The organism is Pseudoalteromonas sp. MEBiC 03485 (assembly GCF_004195145.1).
In the GTDB taxonomy this organism is placed as follows: domain Bacteria; phylum Pseudomonadota; class Gammaproteobacteria; order Enterobacterales; family Alteromonadaceae; genus Pseudoalteromonas; species Pseudoalteromonas apostichopi.
Genome location: NZ_SGBT01000001.1, coordinates 1,669,360 through 1,690,053, shown reverse-complemented (window position 1 = coordinate 1,690,053; position 20,694 = coordinate 1,669,360). Strand labels below are relative to the sequence as shown.

The window sequence follows — 20,694 nt, the reverse complement described above, 5'->3', positions numbered from 1 at the left end:
TAGCCCATGTCTACCACAGCCGTTAACACGCCAATGCGTGAATATCGTGGCCGCTTTGCGCCATCCCCTTCAGGGCCATTACATTTTGGCTCACTTATAGCGGCTGTGGGTAGCTTCCTTGATGCAAAAGCCAATCAAGGAAAATGGTTAGTACGCATTGAAGATATCGACACAACGCGTGTTGTAAGCGGTGCTAGCGACGATATATTACATACCCTAGAGGCTTACGGCCTATACTGGGACGAGCCCGTCATTTACCAAACCCAGCGTCATGAGCAATACCAATCAATTGTTGATGAGCTAATTTCACAAAACCTTGTTTATGCATGTCATTGCACCCGTAAAGAAATTAAAGCTATCGGGGGAATTTACCAAGGCCATTGCCGAGATAAAAACCACTCTTTAGCTGATTCAGCACTGCGTTTAACCCAGCAATATGCAACAAGTCACTATCATGATTTAATTCAAGGTGAGGTTAGTGTAAATAGCCAACTTGCCAAAGAAGACTACTTAATAAAGCGAAGTGATGGTTTATTTGCTTACCAACTGGTCGTGGTCGTTGATGATATTGCACAAGATATAACACGAGTAGTTCGCGGCGCTGATTTAATTGAGCCAACTGCACGACAACTCAGTTTGTTTAAGCAACTCAATAAACCTGCTCCACAATATGCACATCTACCGTTAGCGGTTGCTAAACCTGGTTTTAAGCTATCGAAACAGAATTACGCGCCAGCAATAGCGAAATCAGATCCAAAACCGGCCTTGTTCGATGCCTTTCGCTTTTTAGGTTTAAAGCCAGAAGTCTCTCTACTGTCATTAGATATAGAACAAATGCTAGCATGGGCAGTCGAAACTTACCGTCTTGAATACATTCCAAAGGTACAAGAAATACAAGTTAACGAGGATTCGAACTCTACTTTTTGTGACTTTGTTCCTATTGAAAAATAAATTGCCAATTTTAAAGGCCGAGTAACTTAATTTTTCAGCCCTGCTGGTATATGATAGCGACCCAAAGTGTGCGAATCATCAACACCTTAATTTAGCGTCATTTAAAACACATTGATTACACGTCAATCTCACATCGGCGAAGTAACAAACAAACGCTATACTTGATGAGTCGCAAAGTCCGCGTCGTAGGAGACAGATTATTATTTCCAAGCTTTTTCAATTTTGTCGGCAAATTATTGGCCCAAATGCCACGACATCAAGTGATGCTTTATCAACGAGCGAATTACCTTTGGTGATCGAGCGCAGTGAACATGGTATTTCACGCAAACAATTTAGCCCAAATGCAATCAAAGTATTATACCGCCTTAAAGAAGGTGGTTTTGATGCCTACCTTGTTGGTGGTTGTATTCGAGATATATTGTTAGGTCAACAACCTAAAGACTTCGATGTTGTAACAAACGCAACGCCTGAACAGATCAAAAAGCTATTTCGCAACTGTCGCCTAATCGGTCGTCGTTTTCGTTTAGCCCATATTGTATTTGGCCGAGAAGTGATTGAAGTGGCGACCATGCGAGGTCATCATGAAGCTGACGAAAGTAAAAATCAAATTAGCCAATCAAGCGAACACGGACAACTACTTCGCGATAATGTCTATGGCAGCATCGAAGAAGATGCCGAGCGACGCGATTTTTCTATTAATGCACTTTATTACTCAATTAACGATTTTTGTATCTATGACTATGCCAACGGTATTAGTGCTATAAAAGCAAAACAAATTGAGCTTATTGGCGACCCTGAAACACGCTACAGGGAAGACCCTGTGCGCATGCTGCGTGCTGTTCGTTTTGCAACAAAACTGGGCATGAGCATTGCACCAGGCACCGAAAAGCCAATTAAAGGCCTTGCTAATTTACTTGACCATATTCCGCCTGCTCGTTTATTTGAAGAATCACTTAAGTTGTTCTTAAACGGCAAAGCTGAAGAAAACTACTTAATGCTGCGCCAGTATGGGTTATTCAAAGCATTATTCCCAGCGCTTGATAAAATCTTAGATGCAAACCCTGATGGCCTAGAACATGCGTTTATCCTGCAAATGTTTAAAAACACCGATAAACGTATTAACGCAGATAAAAAAGTCACCCCAGCATTTATTTTTGCAGCCTTGTTGTGGTTCCCATTACTGAGTATTGCTAAGAAGTTACAACTACGTGATCAACTTTCAGAGTACGATGCATTTGCACAAGCGATGAATAAAGTACTGAGTGAAAACGCACAACATGTCGCAGTACCCAAACGCTTCACACTTGGTGCACGCGATATTTGGCATATTCAACAACGCCTTGATAAACGAGGTGGTCAGCGTGCTTACAGGCTCACTCAACAGCCTCGCTTCAAAGCCGCCTATGACTTCTTACTACTTCGTGTGCAGGCAGGTGAAGAACAGCTGAAAGAGCTAGCAGATTGGTGGACAGCCTACCTAAGCCAAGACATCAATGGCCAAAAAGAGATGGTTAAAAATTTAGGGCACCAAGGCGGTCCTAAACGTCGCCGTCGTCCGCGCAAGAAAAAAGTAGACTAAGCATGCATACCGTTTATTTAGGTTTAGGCGCTAATTTAAACGCGCCACGTAAACAAATTCATGCTGCTGTCGCTGCCCTAAAAGCATTAAAAGATGTTGAGTTTGTTTGTGTATCGCATGACTACGCAAGCAAACCTATGGGGCCTCAAGATCAACCCGATTATGTAAATGCGGTCGCTTGTGTTAAAACTGCACTTGAGCCAGAACAATTGCTTGATTTAACTCAAGCTATCGAACTTGAACATGGCCGTGTTAGAAAAGAAGAACGCTGGGGTCCTCGCACCCTTGATATAGATATTCTATTGTTTGGTAATGACGTGATAGACACCCCTCGCTTGACCGTGCCTCATTATGGCCTAACACAGCGAGAATTTGTTGTTTATCCATTGTTGGAAATTGCGCCAACGCTTGTACTACCGAGTAATCAATCACTTGCTGATATAACAAAAACGTTACCTTTAAACGGTTTACAACAACTCCCTCAGCAGTAATCAACCAAGGCTAAGCCTTAGAGGAAATTATGTCTAAAATCACCGTTTCAACACTTAATAAAATGAAACATGAACAACAAAAAATCACCGCATTAACGGCCTACGATGCCAGTTTTGCTAAATTGTTTCATGATAATGGCGTCGAAGTGATTTTAGTGGGTGACTCGTTAGGTATGGTTTTGCAAGGTGCTGATGATACATTAGCGGTAACCAACACAGATATTGCTTATCATACGCGATGCGTACGAGCAGGTAGCCGTGAGTTATTTGTTATTGCAGACTTACCATTTATGACTTATGCCAACCCAACTGATGCTTGTAAAAATGCTGCTGAGCTTATGCGTGCAGGGGCAAACATGGTCAAGCTTGAAGGTGGTGAATGGCTTCACGACAGCATCCGTGCGATGACCCAGCAAGGTATTCCTGTTTGTGGTCACTTAGGCCTAACACCACAATCAGTACACGTATTTGGCGGTTTTAAAATTCAAGGCCGAGAGCAATCTCAAGCAGACAAAATGGTTAGCGATGCTAAAGCACTTGAGGCTGCTGGTGCACAATTACTTGTTTTAGAGTGTATTCCTAGTGAGCTTGCTAAGCGTATTACAGATGAGCTGAGCATTCCTACGATCGGTATTGGTGCAGGTAATCAGACCGATGGTCAAATCTTAGTAATGCACGACCTAGTAGGTATTTCTGCAGGCTATATTCCAAAGTTTTCAAAGAACTTTTTGTTAGAAACCGGCAATATGCCAGCTGCAGTGCAAAAGTATTGTGAAGATGTAAAAAGTGGTGCTTTCCCAAGTGCCGAACACGAGTTTAAATAAATGCAATCAATCACTGAAATAAAATCCTTACGCAGTCAAATCAAGGCTTGGCGTCAAGCAGGCTTAAGCATTGCGCTAGTGCCTACTATGGGCAATTTACATCAAGGCCACTTTTCACTTGTTGAAAAAGCCAAGACACTCGCTGATAAAGTAGTCGTGAGTATATTTGTTAACCCGATGCAGTTTGGGAAAAATGAAGATCTTGATAGCTATCCGCGTACATTAAACGAAGATAAACAAGGTTTAGCTGATCTTGGTACTGATATTGTATTTACACCATCCGTTGAGACCATTTATCCAAATGGTTTAGGCGAGCAAAGTTTTGTCGATGTACCAGGTGTCTCTTTGGGTTACTGTGGTGGCTCACGTCCTGGTCACTTCAAAGGTGTCGCAACGGTTGTCACTAAGTTATTCAACCTAGTTCAACCTGATTTTGCCTGTTTTGGTGAAAAAGATTTTCAGCAGCTGCAAGTCATTAAAACCATGACGCGCGACTTATCTATCCCTGTTGAAATTGTTGGCGTTCCAACTTGCCGTGAAATATCAGGCCTAGCGATGAGCTCTCGTAATGGTTACTTATCTGACGAGCAAAAAGACACAGCAAAAGTTCTGTTTGCCACTCTAAACAATACTGCAGCGGCACTTAAAAAAGGTAACGATGACATTGCTGCACTCGAAGCTGCTGCAAAAGCACAGCTTGAAGCTGCAGGGCTAAAGCCTGACTACTACGCTATAGCAGATCGTTCAACACTAAAAGCTGCCACTGCGGCTGACAAACAACTTGTTATTTTAGCTGCCGCCTATTTAGGCTCAGTGCGTTTAATTGACAATTTACAAGTTGAGCTGGATTAAATAGCTGTAATCTGGGTAAGATGGATTGCAAAGAAAAGACATAAACTAGGGATAAGCATGAAAAAACTACCAGCAATTGCAGCTACATTGTTTGCAATGACATTACTGTCTGCCTGCTCAAACAAAATTGACAATCCAGAAATGCAGCAATGTGCTCAACAAAACTATCAATGTGAAGCAAGTTGTGAACAACAAAGTACCGCTGATGGCTTAGTTCATAAAGTCTGTAGCAATAAGTGCATTGAAGCTTACAATCAATGTAAAGCAAATGCAGAAAAATTAGGCGAAGTTAAATAATACCATTGATTCGTTTGGATTAATTTTGAGGCACTGAAAGCCTGTTCAGTGCCTATACTCCCCCCTTCCTCGATTACAATTTCGCTTTCATAATTAAGCCTCTGGTAATTTTGTTCATATTTTTATTTACCCATTAAGCTATTCATATTAGGGCAAGCTTTCGTTCATTAAACTTCTCCATATTGGTGACGAATAAACAACTGCAACCATGTAATTGTTTCTCACTAATTTCAAAATTTTACTCTTCGCATTTAGCTGTACCAACTCAAAGTCATTGAGAATATTATTTTTTATTTGGGTTCAGGAATTGCTAAGGGGTATGAATGAATTAACGTGATTTACGGCTAAAGGAAAATTGAATGAGACCAGAAACCCGAACTAAGCTCTTCAGCGCTGTCAAAAAGAAGACCTTCTTGGGCGTATTATTAGCCATGAGTGCAGGTCATAGTTACGCTGTTGAAGAACCAGACCAGCCAAAAGCGACTAAAACAGAACAAATAGCCGCAGAGGTTCAAGCTACCGAAAATGAAAAACAGCAAGTAAAGGATAATGCCGCTGTTGAGCTTAAGCCTGCAATGATCACTATACCTCAAGAAAAGTTATTTGAAGTTATCACCGCGCGTGCGAAAAAATTAGCATCTGAGCCGTATGTTGCGCCTAAAGAATTAGAACTTGAAGCATTAACTAGCATTGGTTATCAGGACTATCGTGCAATCCGTTTTCGTACTGAGCAAGCAATTTGGAAAGATCAAAGCCTTTATGAAGTGCAGTTATTCCACCCAGGTTTTTTATATCGCTCACCAGTTGCAATAAATACCCTTGAGCAAAATGCTGAAGTAAAAAGTTTACCGTTTAAAACCGATTACTATCGTTACGATGCAACCGCTGCACCGTTAGAGCAAGAGATCAATACTGCCATTGCTAATACGCAACTGGGCCACGCGGGTTTTCGTTTGCATTTTCCACTGAATAACAACGAATATAAAGATGAAGTAGCTGTATTCCAAGGTGCTTCGTATTTTCGCTTAGTTGGCCCGCATCAAGTATATGGTCTGTCAGCTCGTGGTCTTGCAGTTGATACAGCACTCAGCTCAGGTGAAGAGTTTCCCGTTTTCAAAGAGTTCTGGTTAGTAAAACCGGCACCAGAAGACACAACTATCGTGCTCTATGCACTACTCGATAGCCCATCAGTTTCAGGCGCATATCGTTTTGAGTTAACACCTTCAACGAATACTGAAGTGAAAACACAGCTGCAAATTTTTGCACGCAAAGACATCAAAAAGCTCGGTATTGCCCCGTTAACAAGCATGTTCTATCACGGCGAAAACAGTACCAAGTTCTTTGATGATTACCGTCCTGAAGTACATGACTCTGATGGCCTTTTAATGCAATCAGAACAAGGCCAATGGGTTTGGCGTGCATTGAATAATCCGAAGAAATTGAGCGTTACTTCGTTTAGCTACGACAACCCGAAAGGGTTTGGTCTAGCACAGCGAGATCGTGACTTTAATAACTACCTTGATACCGAAGCGCATTATCACAACCGTCCAAGCATGTGGATTGAGCCAGTGGGTAATTGGGGTAAAGGTCGTGTTGAGCTAGTAGAAATCCCTACAGATACAGAAACCAACGACAATATTGTTAGCTACTGGGTGCCAGATCAGCCAATGAAAGCTGGTGACAGCTTAAGTTTTAGTTACAATCTTTCGACTTTCAATGCCACGCTTGCAGCTCAAGATAAAGCGAGTGTTTTAAGAACCCGAATTGGCAGTGCAGCACTTCCGGGTGAGAAGAACCCACCACCTAAAAGCCATCGCCAATTTACCGTCGACTTTAGTGGGGAAACTATTAACAAATTATCTGCTAATTTCGCCATGCAAGCGGATCTTACACTCTCTGCAGGGCAAATAAGTGATAAAACGGTACAACAGTTACCAAACAATCAAGGATGGCGCGTAGCCTTTAAAGTGGCGCCAGAGGGAGATAAGCCTGTTGATATGCGCTTATCGTTAAAACTACGTGATAAAGAAATCAGCGAGGTATGGAGCTATGTCTGGTATCCAAACGACGTCCAATAGTAAAGAATTAAAGGCAACAGCAATGCCATTTAAGAAAACCCGCGCTTGGCTTTTTTCGAGCCTAGCGCTCACCATTACCGCTTACGGCGTGTGGATCATGTTCGATATTTTAAATTCTAACGGCATGACACCGCTTGAGTACGCTTTACTAGCATTATTTACAGTTACCTTCGCGTGGATCGTTACAGCTTTTTGTAGTGGCTGCATGGGCTTCATCCTGCAATTATTTCGTATTGACCCTTTAACCTTAAAACGTCAAAAGCCAATCGAAATTAATCAGCATGCCTTGAGCCAAACTAAAACAGCCATTGTTATGCCTATCTACAACGAGGATACAGAGCGTGTAATCGCAGGTTTTGAGGTAAGTTTACGCTCGCTGGCTAAAACAGGGCAAATGCCACATTATGATTTTTATTTGCTCAGTGACACCCAAAACCCTGAAATTGCACGTAATGAACTTAAAGCGTGGAATGCACTCACTGAGCGCTTAGGTGATTTAGCTAAGCACACTTTTTATCGTCGCCGTGAAGACAATAAACACCGTAAAGTAGGTAATTTAACTGACTTTTGCGAACGTTGGGGCAGCCAATACGATCACATGATTGTACTTGATGCCGATAGCATTATGACGGGTCAATGTATGCTTGAGCTGACTTCTAGCATGATCAGTAATCCAAAATCAGGTTTGATCCAAACTATTCCCATCCCAGTTCGCCAAGACACTTTTTTTGGTCGCTTTTTACAGTTTGCATCAATTTTATATAGCCCAATGTTGGCAACAGGGTCTGCTTTTTGGCAAACAAACCAAGCAAATTACTGGGGTCACAATGCGATTATTCGCGTTGAAGCATTCACTAAATGCTGCGGTTTGCCTGTTCTAAAAGGCAATGCCCCATTTGGTGGTGAAATCTTAAGCCATGACTTCGTAGAAGCTTCACTTCTACATCGTAGTGGTTGGGATGTGTTACTGCTTAGTGATATTGAAGGTAGCTACGAAGAAGTACCAAGTAACATTCTCGATTACGCAATCCGTGATAGACGTTGGGTGCAAGGTAATATCCAGCATTTAGGTTTATTGCCTAAATCTGGTCTTAAGCTAATGAGTAAAATGCATTTTTTATTTGGTGCCACAGCATATATATCATCGTTAATTTGGTTATCTATGCTGGCATTAAGCACATTAGATGCGGTGACTCGTGCACTTAATAGCGACGTGTACTTTAACCATGCTTATCAGCTTTTCCCAACTTGGCAAATTGCCAAAACTGACTTAATTGATTCGTTGTTATTTATTACTGCAGTGCTGTTATTACTACCTAAATTAATGGGTGTTATTGTGACTTTAGTTCACCGTAATAAGGCCTTTGGTGGCACTATGAAGCTAATTGCAGGTTCACTAATCGAAACGATTTTTGCGATAGTGATTGCACCGCTAATGATGGTATTTCATAGCTATTTTGTAGTGTGCGTATTTTTAGGTAAAAAAGTAAGTTGGGATGCACAGCCTCGGGAAGGCAGAATGGTGCCGTGGAAAGAAGCGATTGGTTATACATTATTTTCGACTATTACGGCGATTATTTGGGGCTCGGTTGCTTACTATTACACACCGACTTTCTTTTGGTGGTTATCACCGATTTTAGTGGGCCTTATTTTGGCAGCACCAATTGTGCGCTACTCAAGCAGCATCGGCTTAGGTGTTAAAATGCGTAAAATGGGTTTATTTTTATGCCCAAGCGAAGTTGAAAACGATGATACCTTAGCGGCACTTCGTGTACACCAACAAGAAATTGCTTTGCCTAAAGATGAACACGCTAACTTTAGTGTGCCTACATTACCCAATGAATACCCAACGGTAATGCCAATTCAAAGCTTTAAGGCACCATCAGGTAAAAAGCGTAAACAAGTACGCCTCGCTCAAAAGCGAATAAAAGCCAAGCTATTTGCCAAAAGCTAAACGAAAAAAAACCGCTCAATGAGCGGTTTTTTCATCTATGTCTGTATGGTTGTTACAGAAGGCCTAGCTTTTTAAGTTCAGCCATTGCCATTTTTCCTGAAAGTGGCACATAACCATCTTTCTCAACAATTTTTTGACCGTCTACAGAAAGAACCATTTTTAAGAACTCTGCATCGATTGGTGAAAGCGGTTTGTTAGGGTGCTTGTTCACATAAACGTATAAGAAACGAGATAGTGGGTATTTACCTTTTGCAACGTTTTCTAATGTTGCATCAACAAAGTTATCGCCTTTCTTAGAAAGTGGAACTGTACGTACACCTGACGTTTTATAACCGATACCTGAGTAACCAATCGCATTCACAGAAGAAGAGATTGACTGTACTACAGATGCAGAACCTGGTTGTTCGTTTACGTTGTTACGGAAGTCACCTTTACACAGTGCTTTCTTCTTGAAGTAACCGTAAGTACCCGATACTGAGTTACGCCCGTAAAGCTGGATATCTTTTGCAGCCCAATCACCCTCAAGACCTACTTCGCTCCAACGATTAACTTGTGCATCAGCACCACATTTACGTGTAGAAGAGAAAATCGCATCAACTTGGTCAATACGTAAACCTTTGATTGGGTTATCTTTGTGTACGAATACAGCTAGAGCATCGATTGCAACGCGTACTTCAGTTGGCTTGTAGCCGTAACGCTTTTCGAATGCTTCGATTTCTTTTGACTTCATACGACGGCTCATTGGGCCGAAGTTTGCTGTACCTTCAGTTAATGCTGGAGGAGCAGTTGAAGAACCCGCTGCTTGGATTTGAATGTTTACGTTTGGATAGAAGCGCTTGTACTCTTCTGCCCAGAACGTCATCATGTTAGCAAGAGTGTCAGAACCTACAGATGAGAAGTTACCAGAGATACCACTTGTTTTAGTGTACTCAGGCATATCTTTATCAACTGCAGCTGCTTGTGCTGATACAAATGTTGTTACAGCCACACCCATTGCGGCAACGAGATTTTTGAATTTCATAGGGGTTACTCCGATTTGTTCGTCCCATTTCCTAACTGCGGTCTACTCTAATGACACTAGATGACAGTTAGATTACCCTTAAATGACATTTTTATGACTTTGCCGTTTTTTCGGTTTTTTCCGTTTTATTTGCAATACGCACGATTTTATCGCTACCGAATGCGAACGCAAAGGTCGAGCCTTGTCCCAACTTACTGCTGATATCTAAGCGACTGTCATGTCTTGTAAGTACATGTTTTGTAATAGCTAAACCTAAACCAGAACCACCTGTAGTGCGGCTACGAGCCTTATCAACACGATAAAAGCGCTCGGTTAAACGATTAATATGCTCAGCGGCAATACCATCACCATTATCGGTCACACTAAACGCGGCTTGGTTATTTTTAAACTGCCAATCAACCACAATCTTGCCACCTGGCTTTGTGTAATGAATGGCATTAAATACTAAGTTAGAAAAGGCACTCCTTAATTCGTCTTCGGCCCCTTTAATATCTAAACTTGCATCAACATTAAAAATAAGCTCATGGCCTTTCTCTTGGTTTAATGACTTTGCTTCGGTTTGAATATAAGTAAGTAGCTGAGGCACATTTACTGGCTTGTCGTTATCTTGCCGACGCGCTCCTTCAATTCGCGATAACGACAGTAATTGATTAACCAAGCTATCCATACGCTGACATTGCTCAAGCATGGTTGTTTGTGCTTTTTGCCACATAGCTGGGGGAGGTAAGCTGTCAGAATCAAGCATTTCTAAGTAGCCTGTCACCACAGTAAGCGGTGTTCTCAGCTCATGAGAAACATTGGCCACAAAGTCTTTTCGCATCTGCTCAAGTTGCTTTAAACGTGTAACATCACGTACCACCATCATCAATTGTGAACTTGCATAGGGCATAACACGAAACTCTAACGTTTGATCGTAGCTATGGCCGCCATCAAGCTCAAGTGGTTCGTCAAAACATGCTTTATGCATATACTTTGCAAATTTAGGATCGCGAATGAGATTATCTAAGCGTTGTCCATGATCAGTTGGCCACTGTAAACCTAAAACTTTTAAAGCCAGTTGGTTACACCAAATGATGCTTAGATCTTTTTGTAGTACTACAACCGCATCAGGTACGGCTTCTGCACCATCTCGAAAGCGGCGAATTAAATCTGCCAGCTCATTGCGCTTTTTACGGTTACGATGTTGTAAATGATAAATTCCTTCAAAGACCTGCTCCCAAGCCCCCTCCCCTTCAGGTGGGTTAAAGCTACGTTGATTTAGAAGCCAATCACTAAGGCGATATAATTGATGATAATGCCAAATTAAAAGTGCAAAAGAACCTAAAAATAAAAGCAAAAAAGGCGCACCTACAAGTACGCCAACTAATAACAAAGGTAAGAAATACATAAACAGACGTTTTGCTAACGCCTGTTTATTCACTACTCGATACATACACTCACTTTACCTTAAGTATGTAAATTAGCTTGTTAAGGTCATTCCTATGACACTTATAATTTACTTGAAAAACGATAGCCTGCACCGCGAACGGTTTGCACTAAACGGTCATGCCCCAATGGTGCAATAGCTTTACGTAGACGACGAATATGCACATCAACAGTACGGTCTTCTACGTATACATTTGTACCCCATACATGATCAAGTAATTGTTCACGGCTGTAAACACGTTCAGGATGAGTCATGAAAAAATGCAGTAGTCTAAATTCAGTAGGCCCCATATCTAATTCACTACCTTCTGATGTTACACGGTGTGAAATAGGGTCAAGACGTAAACCATGTACTTCAATGGCTTCTTCTAATGAGGTTGGTGAAACGCGTCGAATAACCGCTTTAATACGCGCCATTAATTCTTTTGGCGAAAATGGTTTTGTTACGTAGTCATCAGCGCCAACTTCAAGACCGCGTACTTTGTCTTCTTCTTCGCCGCGTGCTGTCAGCATAATGATAGGAATTTGACGAGTATATTCGCTTTGCTTAAATTTTTTCGCAATTTGAATACCGCTACCACCTGGTAACATCCAATCTAATAAAACCATATCTGGGTATGGCTCTACCATTGCTTCAATTGCAGAGTCATAATCTTCTGCTTCAATTGCTTGAAAACCATTTTGCTCTAAAACAAAAACCAGCATCTCTCTGATAGGTGCTTCGTCATCGACGACTAGTACTTTACGTGACATTCCAATTTATCTCTTTCGTTAGCGAACTGGTTTCATTATTATGACTAAGTATGACATTTTTATGAAAGTCTAACGAGTAATTGAAAAAGCGCAAAAGAATCAATGCAAAAATAGCCATTTTTTACGCTTAAAAGATGAATTCGAGATTAAAAGTCATACCTTAAAGTGACCGCCACATGATCTTCATCAGCATTATTATCTAGTGAGAATTGCGTATACCACATATACATACGTGCTTGTTTTGACAGGCTTCGTTCAACACCAACAGAGGTACCGCTACCCGAGTCTTTCAACTTTCCAAAGCTGCCATCAGTATCTTGATACTGCGCTAGTAACTTATATTTATCGATTTTGTAAGATGCGCTCACTAAAAAACCATCTTCTTTGTCAGAACCTGTTACTTTTTCACTTTGTTGATACATACCGCCTAAGGTTAAATCGCCTAATTTACCTTGCGCCGTAAACCGTGTTGTATCGTAGCCGGCTACTTTACTATCGTGGGCAACACTTACGAAGTAAGGCGCTTTTTTAAATTTACTATCGCCATACATAAATGCCGCAGAAACGCCGGTTTCTTCATCTTGTTTGGAATTATCTTCAGCAATATAAGTGACCACAAATTGCATATTGCCGACAACGGGCGAACTATAATGAACCACGTCGCCAAGACGATTTTCACCATTAAACAAGGCTTTAACATCTCCATTAAAGTCGTTCATTAAATCAATTTTACCCTGCGATACCTTTAACGCGGTATCGTGACGACCAAGCACTACCTGCCCATAACTGCCTTGAAGGCCAACATATTGATTACGAGCGGTAATATTCTCTTCCGTTTTACCATCACTATCTTGATCAGCCGCATTTACTGCAAATTCAAACTTATATACAGCTTTTAAACCATCACTTATTTCACCGCTACCCTTGATCCCCATACGTGAGTTATAGCTCTCAATGGAAGTTTCACTGCCATCGCCAGTATCGCTATTAGCAACCCCTAAATGGGCCCGACCATACACATCTACGGCTTCAGCAGCACTATGAAATGAAATAAAGCACATTGCAAAGCTCGACAACATCATGGCAGGTTTATTCATGGTAGCGATCCTTAATTTAAGCAGTAACTTAAAAATCGAACATAAAGGGCTTTTGGTCAAGGCAAGGGGGAAATATTTCGCCTAAAAATTACGGATCACTGATCTACTAACTTAACCAGATCAGGATCAGGTTTTTACTAAGTTGATCAATCTCAGATCAGTTTTTTACTTAGAGAATAAGGTAACTTGTTGATTTAATGTTAAGGTGATCTGTAATTCGTTTAAAAGGTGAGCAATAAAAAGTCAGTGATCAGTATCCAACTAGTAAAATAATGATCTGTGAAAGCCAAGGTTAGTAAAACATTGATCCTGGAATGTACGAGTAAGTATATCGTTGATCCGGCTTGAGCAAGGCATAAAAAAACCGGCATCTGAAGCCGGTTTTTTCAATTCACTATCAATTATTTGATTTGTGGATCAAGTTCACCCGATAAGTATTTAAGGTGCATATCATCTAAAGAGATAGGCTTGATCTTAGCTGCTTGACCAGCAGTACCAAAGGCTTCGTAACGAGCAACACAGATCTCTGTCATTGCTTTCGTTGCTTCAGCTAGGTATTTACGTGGATCGAAGTTAGCTGGATTTAAAGCCAAGTGACGACGAATAGCACCTGTTGACGCTAAACGAAGATCAGTATCGATATTTACTTTACGAACACCGTATTTAATACCTTCGATGATCTGCTCTACAGGCACACCATAGGTCTCAGGGATTTCACCACCGTATTGGTTGATCACTTCTAACCACTCTTGTGGTACTGAAGACGACCCATGCATTACTAGGTGAGTGTTAGGGATACGTGCGTGGATCTCTTTGATGCGATCAATTGCTAAGATATCGTCTGTTGGTGGACGAGTGAATTTATACGCACCATGTGAAGTACCACAAGCGATAGCAAGTGCATCAACTTTAGTTTTACGAACAAAATCAGCTGCTTCTTCAGGATCTGTTAGCATTTGATCAGTAGAAAGTTTACCTTCTGCACCAACACCGTCTTCTTCACCTGCTTCTCCTGTTTCAAGTGAACCTAGAACACCTAGCTCGCCTTCAACAGATACACCACACGCATGGGCCATTTCAACGGTTTGACGAGTCACATCAACATTGTATTCGTAGCTTGAAGGGGTTTTACCATCAGACATTAATGAGCCATCCATCATAACTGATGAAAAGCCTAACTGGATTGAGCGCTGACATACACCTGGTGAAGTACCGTGGTCTTGGTGCATTACAACTGGAATATGAGGCCATTCTTCAACGGCTGCTAAAATCATATGACGAATAAAAGGGGCACCAGCATAGGCACGTGCGCCTGCTGAGCCTTGTACAATTACAGGGCTGTTTGTTTTATCAGCCGCTTCCATAATTGCACGCATTTGCTCTTGGTTATTAACGTTAAAAGCAGGTACGCCGTAACCATTTTCAGCTGCATGATCAAGAAGTTGTCGCATACTGATTAAAGCCATTTGGTATTCTCCAAATTGTATCGACAGTAGTTCCCTACTATCTAGTTTGAACGGATAAGTTATTTTTTGATGCATCACTGCATCACGAAAAGCTTGCGCTAACCGTAACAGCTGTAAATAAAACGAGGGTGAGAGGTATTTTATAAACAGCTAAACCAGCGTAATTACTTAATAATTACGCTGGTATACGCACTAATTACTTAGCGCGTTCTTCAAGCATAGCAACTGCTGGTAATTTTTTCCCTTCTAAAAATTCAAGGAAAGCACCACCACCGGTTGAAATGTAAGAAACTTTATCGGCAATGCCGTATTTATCAATCGCTGCAAGCGTATCACCGCCACCAGCAATCGAGAATGCATTTGAGTTAGCAATCGCATCAGCAATAGCACGAGTGCCGTTACCAAATTGATCAAATTCAAATACACCTACTGGACCATTCCATACAACGGTACCTGCATTAGCAATGATTTTTGCTAATTGGTTTGCTGTATCTGGACCAATATCGAAGATCATATCTTCGTCTGTTACTTCATTCACATCTTTTAATGTTGCCACTGCAGATTCAGAGAACTCATTACCTACAACAACATCAGTTGGTACCGGGATTTCACCGTTATTGGCTTTTGCCGCCGCACTTAATTTGTTTGCTTCATCAATTAAATCAGCTTCAAATAAAGACTTACCTACCGGGTGACCTGCCGCTGCAATGAAGGTATTAGCAATACCACCACCGGTTACAAGTTGATCAACCACTTTAGAAAGTGAATCAAGTACAGTTAACTTAGTCGATACTTTAGAGCCACCAACGATAGCGACCAAAGGACGAGCTGGTTTATCAAGTGCTTTACCTAGTGCGTCTAACTCTGCTGCAAGTAGTGGGCCTGCACACGCAACGTCAGCAAATAAACCCACACCGTGAGTAGATGCTTGTGCACGGTGAGCCGTACCAAATGCGTCCATTACGTAAACATCACATAATGCAGCTAGTTTTTTAGACAGAGCTTCGTCGTTTTTCTTTTCGCCAGCGTTAAAACGGACGTTTTCGAAAACAACTACTTCGTTATCAGCAACGTCTACGCCCTCTAGGTAGTCTTTTTCAAGACGAACAGTTTGCTCAAGTGCGTCATTTAAATAATTAACTACAGGGGCAAGTGAAAAGGCTTCATCATATTCCCCTTCCGTAGGGCGGCCAAGGTGTGACATTACCATTACTTTAGCGCCTTTTTCTAACGCTAATTTGATTGTAGGTAATGCTGCACGAATACGTGCGTCAGAGGTCACTTTACCTTCTTTTACAGGCACATTTAAATCTTCACGAATTAACACGCGTTTGCCGTTTAAATCTAAATCTGCCATTTTAATGACCGACATGGACTTCTCCTTTGTTAACGATACTAATATTATATTTATAAATTATTGACTTACAGCCATCATCGCACGCGCGGTATCGAGCATACGATTCGCAAAGCCCCACTCATTATCACACCATACTAACAACTTTATCAGTCGTTTATGACTAACACGTGTCTGAGTGCCATCTATGATACAAGAATGTGGGTCATGATTAAAATCTACTGATACCAATGGCTCTTCTGTGTAGCTTAATATACCCTCAAGACGATCTTTGGCTGCTAACTTAAGTGCTTGATTGACAGTCGCTAAATTGACATCTGTATTCACTGTTACACTTAAATCCATCGCCGTAACATTGATAGTTGGTACACGAACAGCGATAGCTTCAAAGCGGCTATGAAACTTAGGTAAAATACGCTCAATACCTCGAGCAAGCTTAGTATCTACCGGAATGATAGACTGGCTTGCAGCACGAGTACGACGTAAATCATGATGATAGGCATCAATCACTTGCTGATCATGCATCGAGGCATGAATCGTCGTAATTGCTCCAGATTCAATCGAAAATGCGTCATCTAACACTTTAATCACTGGCACAATACAATTCGTGGTGCATGAGCCATTAGAAACAATGGTATGTTCTGCTTTTAATTCATCATCGTTAATACCATACACAATCGTGGCATCAACATCAGCATCTGCAGGCTGTGAAAACAATACTTTTTTTGCACCAGCAGTTATGTGTAGCTCTGCATGTTCACGAGAGTGATACACCCCAGTGCATTCAAGAACCACGTCAACATCAAGTGTTTCCCAAGGCAGTTCTACAGGGTTTTCTTCTGCAAACAAAGCAATAGAATCATTAGCAACCGTTAAAGTATCTTCACCAAGATTAACAGGGAAAGAAAAGCGGCCGTGAGATGTATCGTATTTAAGGAGATGGGCAATGCCCTTAGGGTCGGCTAATTCGTTAATAGCGACAATTTTAATTTGATCTTCAAGCCCAGATTCATACAGAGCACGGACGATATTGCGCCCGATTCGACCAAAACCATTAATTGCAAGTTTGATTGCCATGAAGAAGAAAATCCACTCTATTTGCTTGCAGATAAAGGCAGCTGCCTTTTAGATGGCGGTATTGTAATCGACCTTTGAAGTTTTTATAAGAGGTCAGGTGAAATAAAAGTTGCTTAGCATGTTTTAGATGGCGCAGTTTTGGTAACCGACCTTTGAAGTTTTTATAAGAGGTCAGGTGAAATAAAAGTTGCTTAGCATGTTTTAGATGGCGCAGTTTTGGTAACCGACCTTTGAAGTTTTTATAAGAGGTCAGGTGAAATAAAAGTTACTTAGCATGTTTTAGATAGCGCAGTTTTGGTAATCGACCTTAGACATTTTTATAAGAGGTCAGGTGAAATAAAAGTTTCTTAGCATGTTTTAGATGGCGCAGTTTTGGTAATCGACCTTAGACATTTTTATAAGAGGTCAGGTGAAATAAAAGTTGCTTAGCATGTTTTAGATGGCGCAGTTTTGGTAATCGACCTTTGAAGTTTTTATAAGAGGTCAAGATAAGTCAAACTGCTTCAGCGACCTCATTCTCTTACTTTTTTCCTTTATAGCCAACGACGAACAGATTTTATGTATTGCTGATAAGCTAATCCAAACCTCTCTGCCATAAACGTTTCTTCTGGCATAATTTGAAATCGATTCATATAGAGAATAAATACCGGCAGCATTAAAAAACTCGCAATATTGCCAAGATAAATTCCCCAACCAACTAGCATTAATAACATACCAACATACATTGGGTTACGGCTAAACTGATAAACACCACTTGTAACAAGACTCGCTGACTGTTCTGGAATTCGAGGATCAACGGTCGTGCCTTGCATGCGAAATTGATAAACACCTAATAAAGCAAACACCACACCTAAAAATGCAATGAGTAGTGCTACAAAAGATGATGCGAAAAACGAGAAGCTAAAACTCATAAACAAGTCTGCTATGCCCCACATCATCAACGCAATGATCAGCAGCAGCGCGACAGGAGGAATTTTTAATTCTAACTGATTCACACTAGCTCCCCTACTTTCAATGCCTTACCACGACTAATTTGATGACACTGGGCTAAGAATAACTCGGCCGTTGCCATGGCATCAGTGAGGGCGTGGTGCGAACTATAATGCGGTAAGCTGTATCGCTTGCGGCATTCACTAAGAGTTAAATCATCGTGGCCTATTTCGTGCCCTTGCTGGTGCAGGCGTTTTTTTTCTATAACAAAGGTATCAAGAATTAAACGCGCTTTAGCATCTAAGCCAAGCGTTCTGCATGCCTGTTTTAAAAATCCCCAGTCTAGCGCCGCGTTATGAAACACTAAAATACACTCATCAAAATGCTCATGCAGCTTGCCAAGGATCATTGCTAAGCTTTCGCCTGTATCTATGTCTTGTTTTGCAATACCGTGATAAATCGGGCTTTGCTCTAAACTTTGCACATCTTTATTTATTAAATGCTTTGCGCCGCTGAGCTTAATGCACTGATCTTCTATCATCACCCACGCCACCGAGACAATTTCGTGCTGGCGAGGGTCAAGGCCTGTTAATTCCATGTCTATCACTACATAGCGCTCTTTATAAGCATCGGCTGCCAAAAGTTGCTTGCGCGCTAAATACCGACTTAACCAGCGTTTAACCATAACGCCTCCTATAAACTACCGCGAGCAAACTTAAATGCGGCGGCTTGCTGCGCCTGTTTAACCAAATAAAATGCTTCTTTTAATTGATGTCGTTCCAATGAATTCAAAGCATTTGGGTTAATGCAGTTGCTAGGCAACCCCTCTTCGTTAATTTGTGTACCTAAACGCAACTGAGTTAAAAAGCGCCAACAATCTTTTAAGTTATAAAGGTCATCTTTATTAAGTAGTGAAAATTTCATTAATGCATCAATACGCTCTTGGGTATTAGCGCGCTGAATACCTGCTTTGAGAGAATATAAACGTACTATGTCGTTGATTATCACCACACCGCGTTTTTTTAAGTCGAGATACTTATGCTGCTTTTCGTCTTTCTCTAATTTAAATTGATTAAACAAACCAATAGGCACAGGGGTATTTTTAATGTCGCTCGCCATGGCCGCATAGAATAAGTCATTTTTAGAAATGCGCTTTAACTGCTCACAAAAGCGCTCATACAAAGTAGTTGAGCCTTCAATAAAACGTAAGTCAAAAAATATCTTACAATTAAGCATCGCCTCTGGAGTCGGTGAGGTGATCCACTTATAAAATTTATTGCTCCACGCGCTTATTCCCATTCGACACTCAGAGTTGCTCGCCATAATATTGCCTGGACAACGCTTTATACCGCATTCGATTAAATGCTCACAAACATATTCGCCCATGCGTTTAAAGTACTCTTGTTGCTCTTCAGTTAAATCATCTGGTAGCAACAGACCATTATCTTGGTCTGAATGGAGTGTCTGCTCTTCTCGTGCTTGAGAGCCAAAACAGATAAAGCTAAAGCTGGTTGGTGCAGCACCATTATCTTCTTGAAACAAACGAATCAAGCGCGAAGTCAGCGCATCGGTTAAGCCACTTAATAACTTACCAATTAAGGAGATGTCATCAATATTGTTCGAAAAGCCTTTTAATAAACCGGGTATCTCTTGCGAATAACGTTTTAAATCAACCACACTATGTGCTTTATAAATTCGCCCAATCAATTGCACTGGGTCGCTTTTTTGCTGCCGCAGCAAATCGGTACTGGTGAGCATACCAAGTGGTTTGTGATATTCATCAAGCACTGGTAGATGGTGAATATTGTGTTTAAGCATTAAGTGTAAAGCAGAAAACACGCGATTATTTTCAAAAATAAACTTGGGCTTACAAGTCATGATACTGCTAACAGGCTCTTGTGGGTCAACCTCATCTGCCAATACGCGGTTACGTAAGTCTCTGTCGGTGACAACCCCAACGAGGCGATCATGTTCAGTTAACATAATCGACGAAACCCCCTGTTGTTTCATTTTTTTAGCAGTTTGACGAATACTTGCATCTGGCGCCAAGGTAACGGCCTTACGATTCATCAATTCGCAGATTTTTTTCTCGGACCAACTTTCGTTTTGACTCTTATAATGGGACGACAATAAACGGTTTTTATGGGCGCGAACAAAGTACTGCTCAAATACCTTGTACTCACGGCGTAAATAATCAAATGCCGCTTGGTTTAACATGTAAACAATGCCTTCCTTTTGCACTGAAATGCTATTTTGAATCGCTTCGCCAGTTAACAGTGAAGGAAAACCAAAGTAATCGCCACTCGATAACTTAGTGATCACATCTCCTTTTGGGTCAACTAAATCGTAATCGCCAGAACGAATTAAAAATAATCTTAAGTTATCTGAACTTAACCACTGGTTTTGATTTTCTCGGGTCAGATAAATAATATCGAGATGGTTAACAAAGTACTCGCATGCAGCGCTATCAAGCTGATTAAATGGCGTTTGTTGCATCACAAATTGGGCGACTTCCTGTTGCTCGGTATTCATGGTCATTCTCGCT

The 20,694-nt window shown here is 41.2% G+C and carries 18 protein-coding genes; 8 read left to right on the top strand and 10 right to left on the bottom strand.

All coding sequences use genetic code 11. From position 1 onward, the window contains the following. Positions 1 to 6 precede the first annotated feature (6 nt). The 8 genes from gluQRS (at position 7) to mdoH (ending at position 9,026) form a co-directional block, all read left to right on the top strand. Complete coding sequence (gluQRS, locus tag EVU92_RS07780) at positions 7 to 951, top strand: tRNA glutamyl-Q(34) synthetase GluQRS (protein ID WP_130050731.1); 945 nt, start codon at positions 7 to 9, stop codon at positions 949 to 951. A 292-nt stretch (positions 952 to 1,243) separates the two neighbouring features. After that, positions 1,244 to 2,530 (top strand): polynucleotide adenylyltransferase PcnB, encoded by a 1,287-nt coding sequence (pcnB, locus tag EVU92_RS07775; RefSeq protein ID WP_233786756.1) that lies wholly within the window; start codon positions 1,244 to 1,246, stop codon positions 2,528 to 2,530. A 2-nt stretch (positions 2,531 to 2,532) separates the two neighbouring features. Then, a complete protein-coding gene (gene folK, locus EVU92_RS07770; RefSeq protein WP_130050729.1) occupies positions 2,533 to 3,021 on the top strand; it encodes a 2-amino-4-hydroxy-6-hydroxymethyldihydropteridine diphosphokinase in 489 nt (162 codons plus the stop codon). A gap of 29 nt (positions 3,022 to 3,050) precedes the next feature. Continuing rightward, entirely contained in the window at positions 3,051 to 3,845 is a 795-nt protein-coding gene (gene panB, locus EVU92_RS07765; protein ID WP_130050728.1) for a 3-methyl-2-oxobutanoate hydroxymethyltransferase, read from the top strand. After that, a complete protein-coding gene (gene panC / locus EVU92_RS07760; RefSeq protein ID WP_130050727.1) occupies positions 3,846 to 4,697 on the top strand; it encodes a pantoate--beta-alanine ligase in 852 nt (283 codons plus the stop codon). Positions 4,698 to 4,754: 57 nt separating this feature from the next. Continuing rightward, positions 4,755 to 4,994, top strand: a complete 240-nt coding sequence (locus EVU92_RS07755) for a hypothetical protein (protein ID WP_062564854.1) — start codon at positions 4,755 to 4,757, stop codon at positions 4,992 to 4,994. A 359-nt stretch (positions 4,995 to 5,353) separates the two neighbouring features. Further along, positions 5,354 to 7,072, top strand: coding sequence for a glucan biosynthesis protein G (locus EVU92_RS07750; protein WP_130050726.1), 1,719 nt, complete (start codon positions 5,354 to 5,356; stop codon positions 7,070 to 7,072). Continuing rightward, positions 7,044 to 9,026, top strand: a complete 1,983-nt coding sequence (gene mdoH, locus EVU92_RS07745; protein ID WP_130050725.1) for a glucans biosynthesis glucosyltransferase MdoH — start codon at positions 7,044 to 7,046, stop codon at positions 9,024 to 9,026. The genes EVU92_RS07750 and mdoH overlap by 29 nt, the downstream gene beginning before the upstream one ends. 52 nt (positions 9,027 to 9,078) lie before the next feature. Here the strand turns inward: mdoH and EVU92_RS07740 are convergent, their stop codons facing one another. From EVU92_RS07740 to EVU92_RS07695, 10 genes are all read right to left on the bottom strand, one after another. Further along, a complete protein-coding gene (locus EVU92_RS07740) occupies positions 9,079 to 10,047 on the bottom strand; it encodes a phosphate ABC transporter substrate-binding protein PstS family protein (RefSeq protein WP_130050724.1) in 969 nt (322 codons plus the stop codon). A 91-nt stretch (positions 10,048 to 10,138) separates the two neighbouring features. Continuing rightward, entirely contained in the window at positions 10,139 to 11,479 is a 1,341-nt protein-coding gene (gene phoR / locus EVU92_RS07735) for a phosphate regulon sensor histidine kinase PhoR (protein ID WP_130050723.1), read from the bottom strand. Between the two features lie 56 nt (positions 11,480 to 11,535). Further along, on the bottom strand, positions 11,536 to 12,225 hold the full coding sequence (gene phoB / locus EVU92_RS07730; protein ID WP_036970740.1) for a phosphate regulon transcriptional regulator PhoB: 690 nt from the start codon (positions 12,223 to 12,225) through the stop codon (positions 11,536 to 11,538). Between the two features lie 146 nt (positions 12,226 to 12,371). Next, entirely contained in the window at positions 12,372 to 13,322 is a 951-nt protein-coding gene (locus EVU92_RS07725; RefSeq protein WP_130050722.1) for a porin, read from the bottom strand. Between the two features lie 401 nt (positions 13,323 to 13,723). Further along, positions 13,724 to 14,788, bottom strand: coding sequence for a class II fructose-bisphosphate aldolase (fba, locus tag EVU92_RS07720; protein ID WP_063703260.1), 1,065 nt, complete (start codon positions 14,786 to 14,788; stop codon positions 13,724 to 13,726). Between the two features lie 196 nt (positions 14,789 to 14,984). Then, positions 14,985 to 16,160, bottom strand: a complete 1,176-nt coding sequence (locus EVU92_RS07715; protein WP_130050721.1) for a phosphoglycerate kinase — start codon at positions 16,158 to 16,160, stop codon at positions 14,985 to 14,987. Positions 16,161 to 16,202: 42 nt separating this feature from the next. Continuing rightward, positions 16,203 to 17,219, bottom strand: coding sequence for an erythrose-4-phosphate dehydrogenase (gene epd, locus EVU92_RS07710; RefSeq protein WP_130050720.1), 1,017 nt, complete (start codon positions 17,217 to 17,219; stop codon positions 16,203 to 16,205). 533 nt (positions 17,220 to 17,752) lie between these two features. Next, positions 17,753 to 18,214, bottom strand: coding sequence for an isoprenylcysteine carboxylmethyltransferase family protein (locus EVU92_RS07705; protein ID WP_130050719.1), 462 nt, complete (start codon positions 18,212 to 18,214; stop codon positions 17,753 to 17,755). Further along, positions 18,211 to 18,834 carry a 3'-5' exonuclease gene (locus tag EVU92_RS07700; protein WP_130050718.1) on the bottom strand — a complete coding sequence of 208 codons (624 nt, stop codon included), beginning with the start codon at positions 18,832 to 18,834 and terminating at the stop codon, positions 18,211 to 18,213. Before EVU92_RS07700 ends, EVU92_RS07705 begins: the two co-directional genes overlap by 4 nt. 8 nt (positions 18,835 to 18,842) lie before the next feature. Then, positions 18,843 to 20,681 carry a DUF294 nucleotidyltransferase-like domain-containing protein gene (locus EVU92_RS07695; RefSeq protein WP_130050717.1) on the bottom strand — a complete coding sequence of 613 codons (1,839 nt, stop codon included), beginning with the start codon at positions 20,679 to 20,681 and terminating at the stop codon, positions 18,843 to 18,845. Positions 20,682 to 20,694 lie beyond the last annotated feature (13 nt).

Bases quoted from the DNA above. Each gene is read 5' to 3' on its own strand.
- EVU92_RS07700 (WP_130050718.1), bottom strand. From the start codon at position 18,834: ATGGTTAAACGCTGGTTAAGTCGGTATTTAGCGCGCAAGCAACTTTTG.
- EVU92_RS07695 (WP_130050717.1), bottom strand. From the start codon at position 20,681: ATGAATACCGAGCAACAGGAAGTCGCCCAATTTGTGATGCAACAAACG.
- EVU92_RS07755 (WP_062564854.1), top strand. From the start codon at position 4,755: ATGAAAAAACTACCAGCAATTGCAGCTACATTGTTTGCAATGACATTA.
- gluQRS (WP_130050731.1), top strand. From the start codon at position 7: ATGTCTACCACAGCCGTTAACACGCCAATGCGTGAATATCGTGGCCGC.
- EVU92_RS07715 (WP_130050721.1), bottom strand. From the start codon at position 16,160: ATGTCGGTCATTAAAATGGCAGATTTAGATTTAAACGGCAAACGCGTG.
- EVU92_RS07725 (WP_130050722.1), bottom strand. From the start codon at position 13,322: ATGAATAAACCTGCCATGATGTTGTCGAGCTTTGCAATGTGCTTTATT.
- epd (WP_130050720.1), bottom strand. From the start codon at position 17,219: ATGGCAATCAAACTTGCAATTAATGGTTTTGGTCGAATCGGGCGCAAT.
- mdoH (WP_130050725.1), top strand. From the start codon at position 7,044: ATGTCTGGTATCCAAACGACGTCCAATAGTAAAGAATTAAAGGCAACA.
- fba (WP_063703260.1), bottom strand. From the start codon at position 14,788: ATGGCTTTAATCAGTATGCGACAACTTCTTGATCATGCAGCTGAAAAT.
- EVU92_RS07740 (WP_130050724.1), bottom strand. From the start codon at position 10,047: ATGAAATTCAAAAATCTCGTTGCCGCAATGGGTGTGGCTGTAACAACA.
- phoR (WP_130050723.1), bottom strand. From the start codon at position 11,479: ATGTATCGAGTAGTGAATAAACAGGCGTTAGCAAAACGTCTGTTTATG.
- folK (WP_130050729.1), top strand. From the start codon at position 2,533: ATGCATACCGTTTATTTAGGTTTAGGCGCTAATTTAAACGCGCCACGT.
- panC (WP_130050727.1), top strand. From the start codon at position 3,846: ATGCAATCAATCACTGAAATAAAATCCTTACGCAGTCAAATCAAGGCT.
- EVU92_RS07750 (WP_130050726.1), top strand. From the start codon at position 5,354: ATGAGACCAGAAACCCGAACTAAGCTCTTCAGCGCTGTCAAAAAGAAG.
- panB (WP_130050728.1), top strand. From the start codon at position 3,051: ATGTCTAAAATCACCGTTTCAACACTTAATAAAATGAAACATGAACAA.
- phoB (WP_036970740.1), bottom strand. From the start codon at position 12,225: ATGTCACGTAAAGTACTAGTCGTCGATGACGAAGCACCTATCAGAGAG.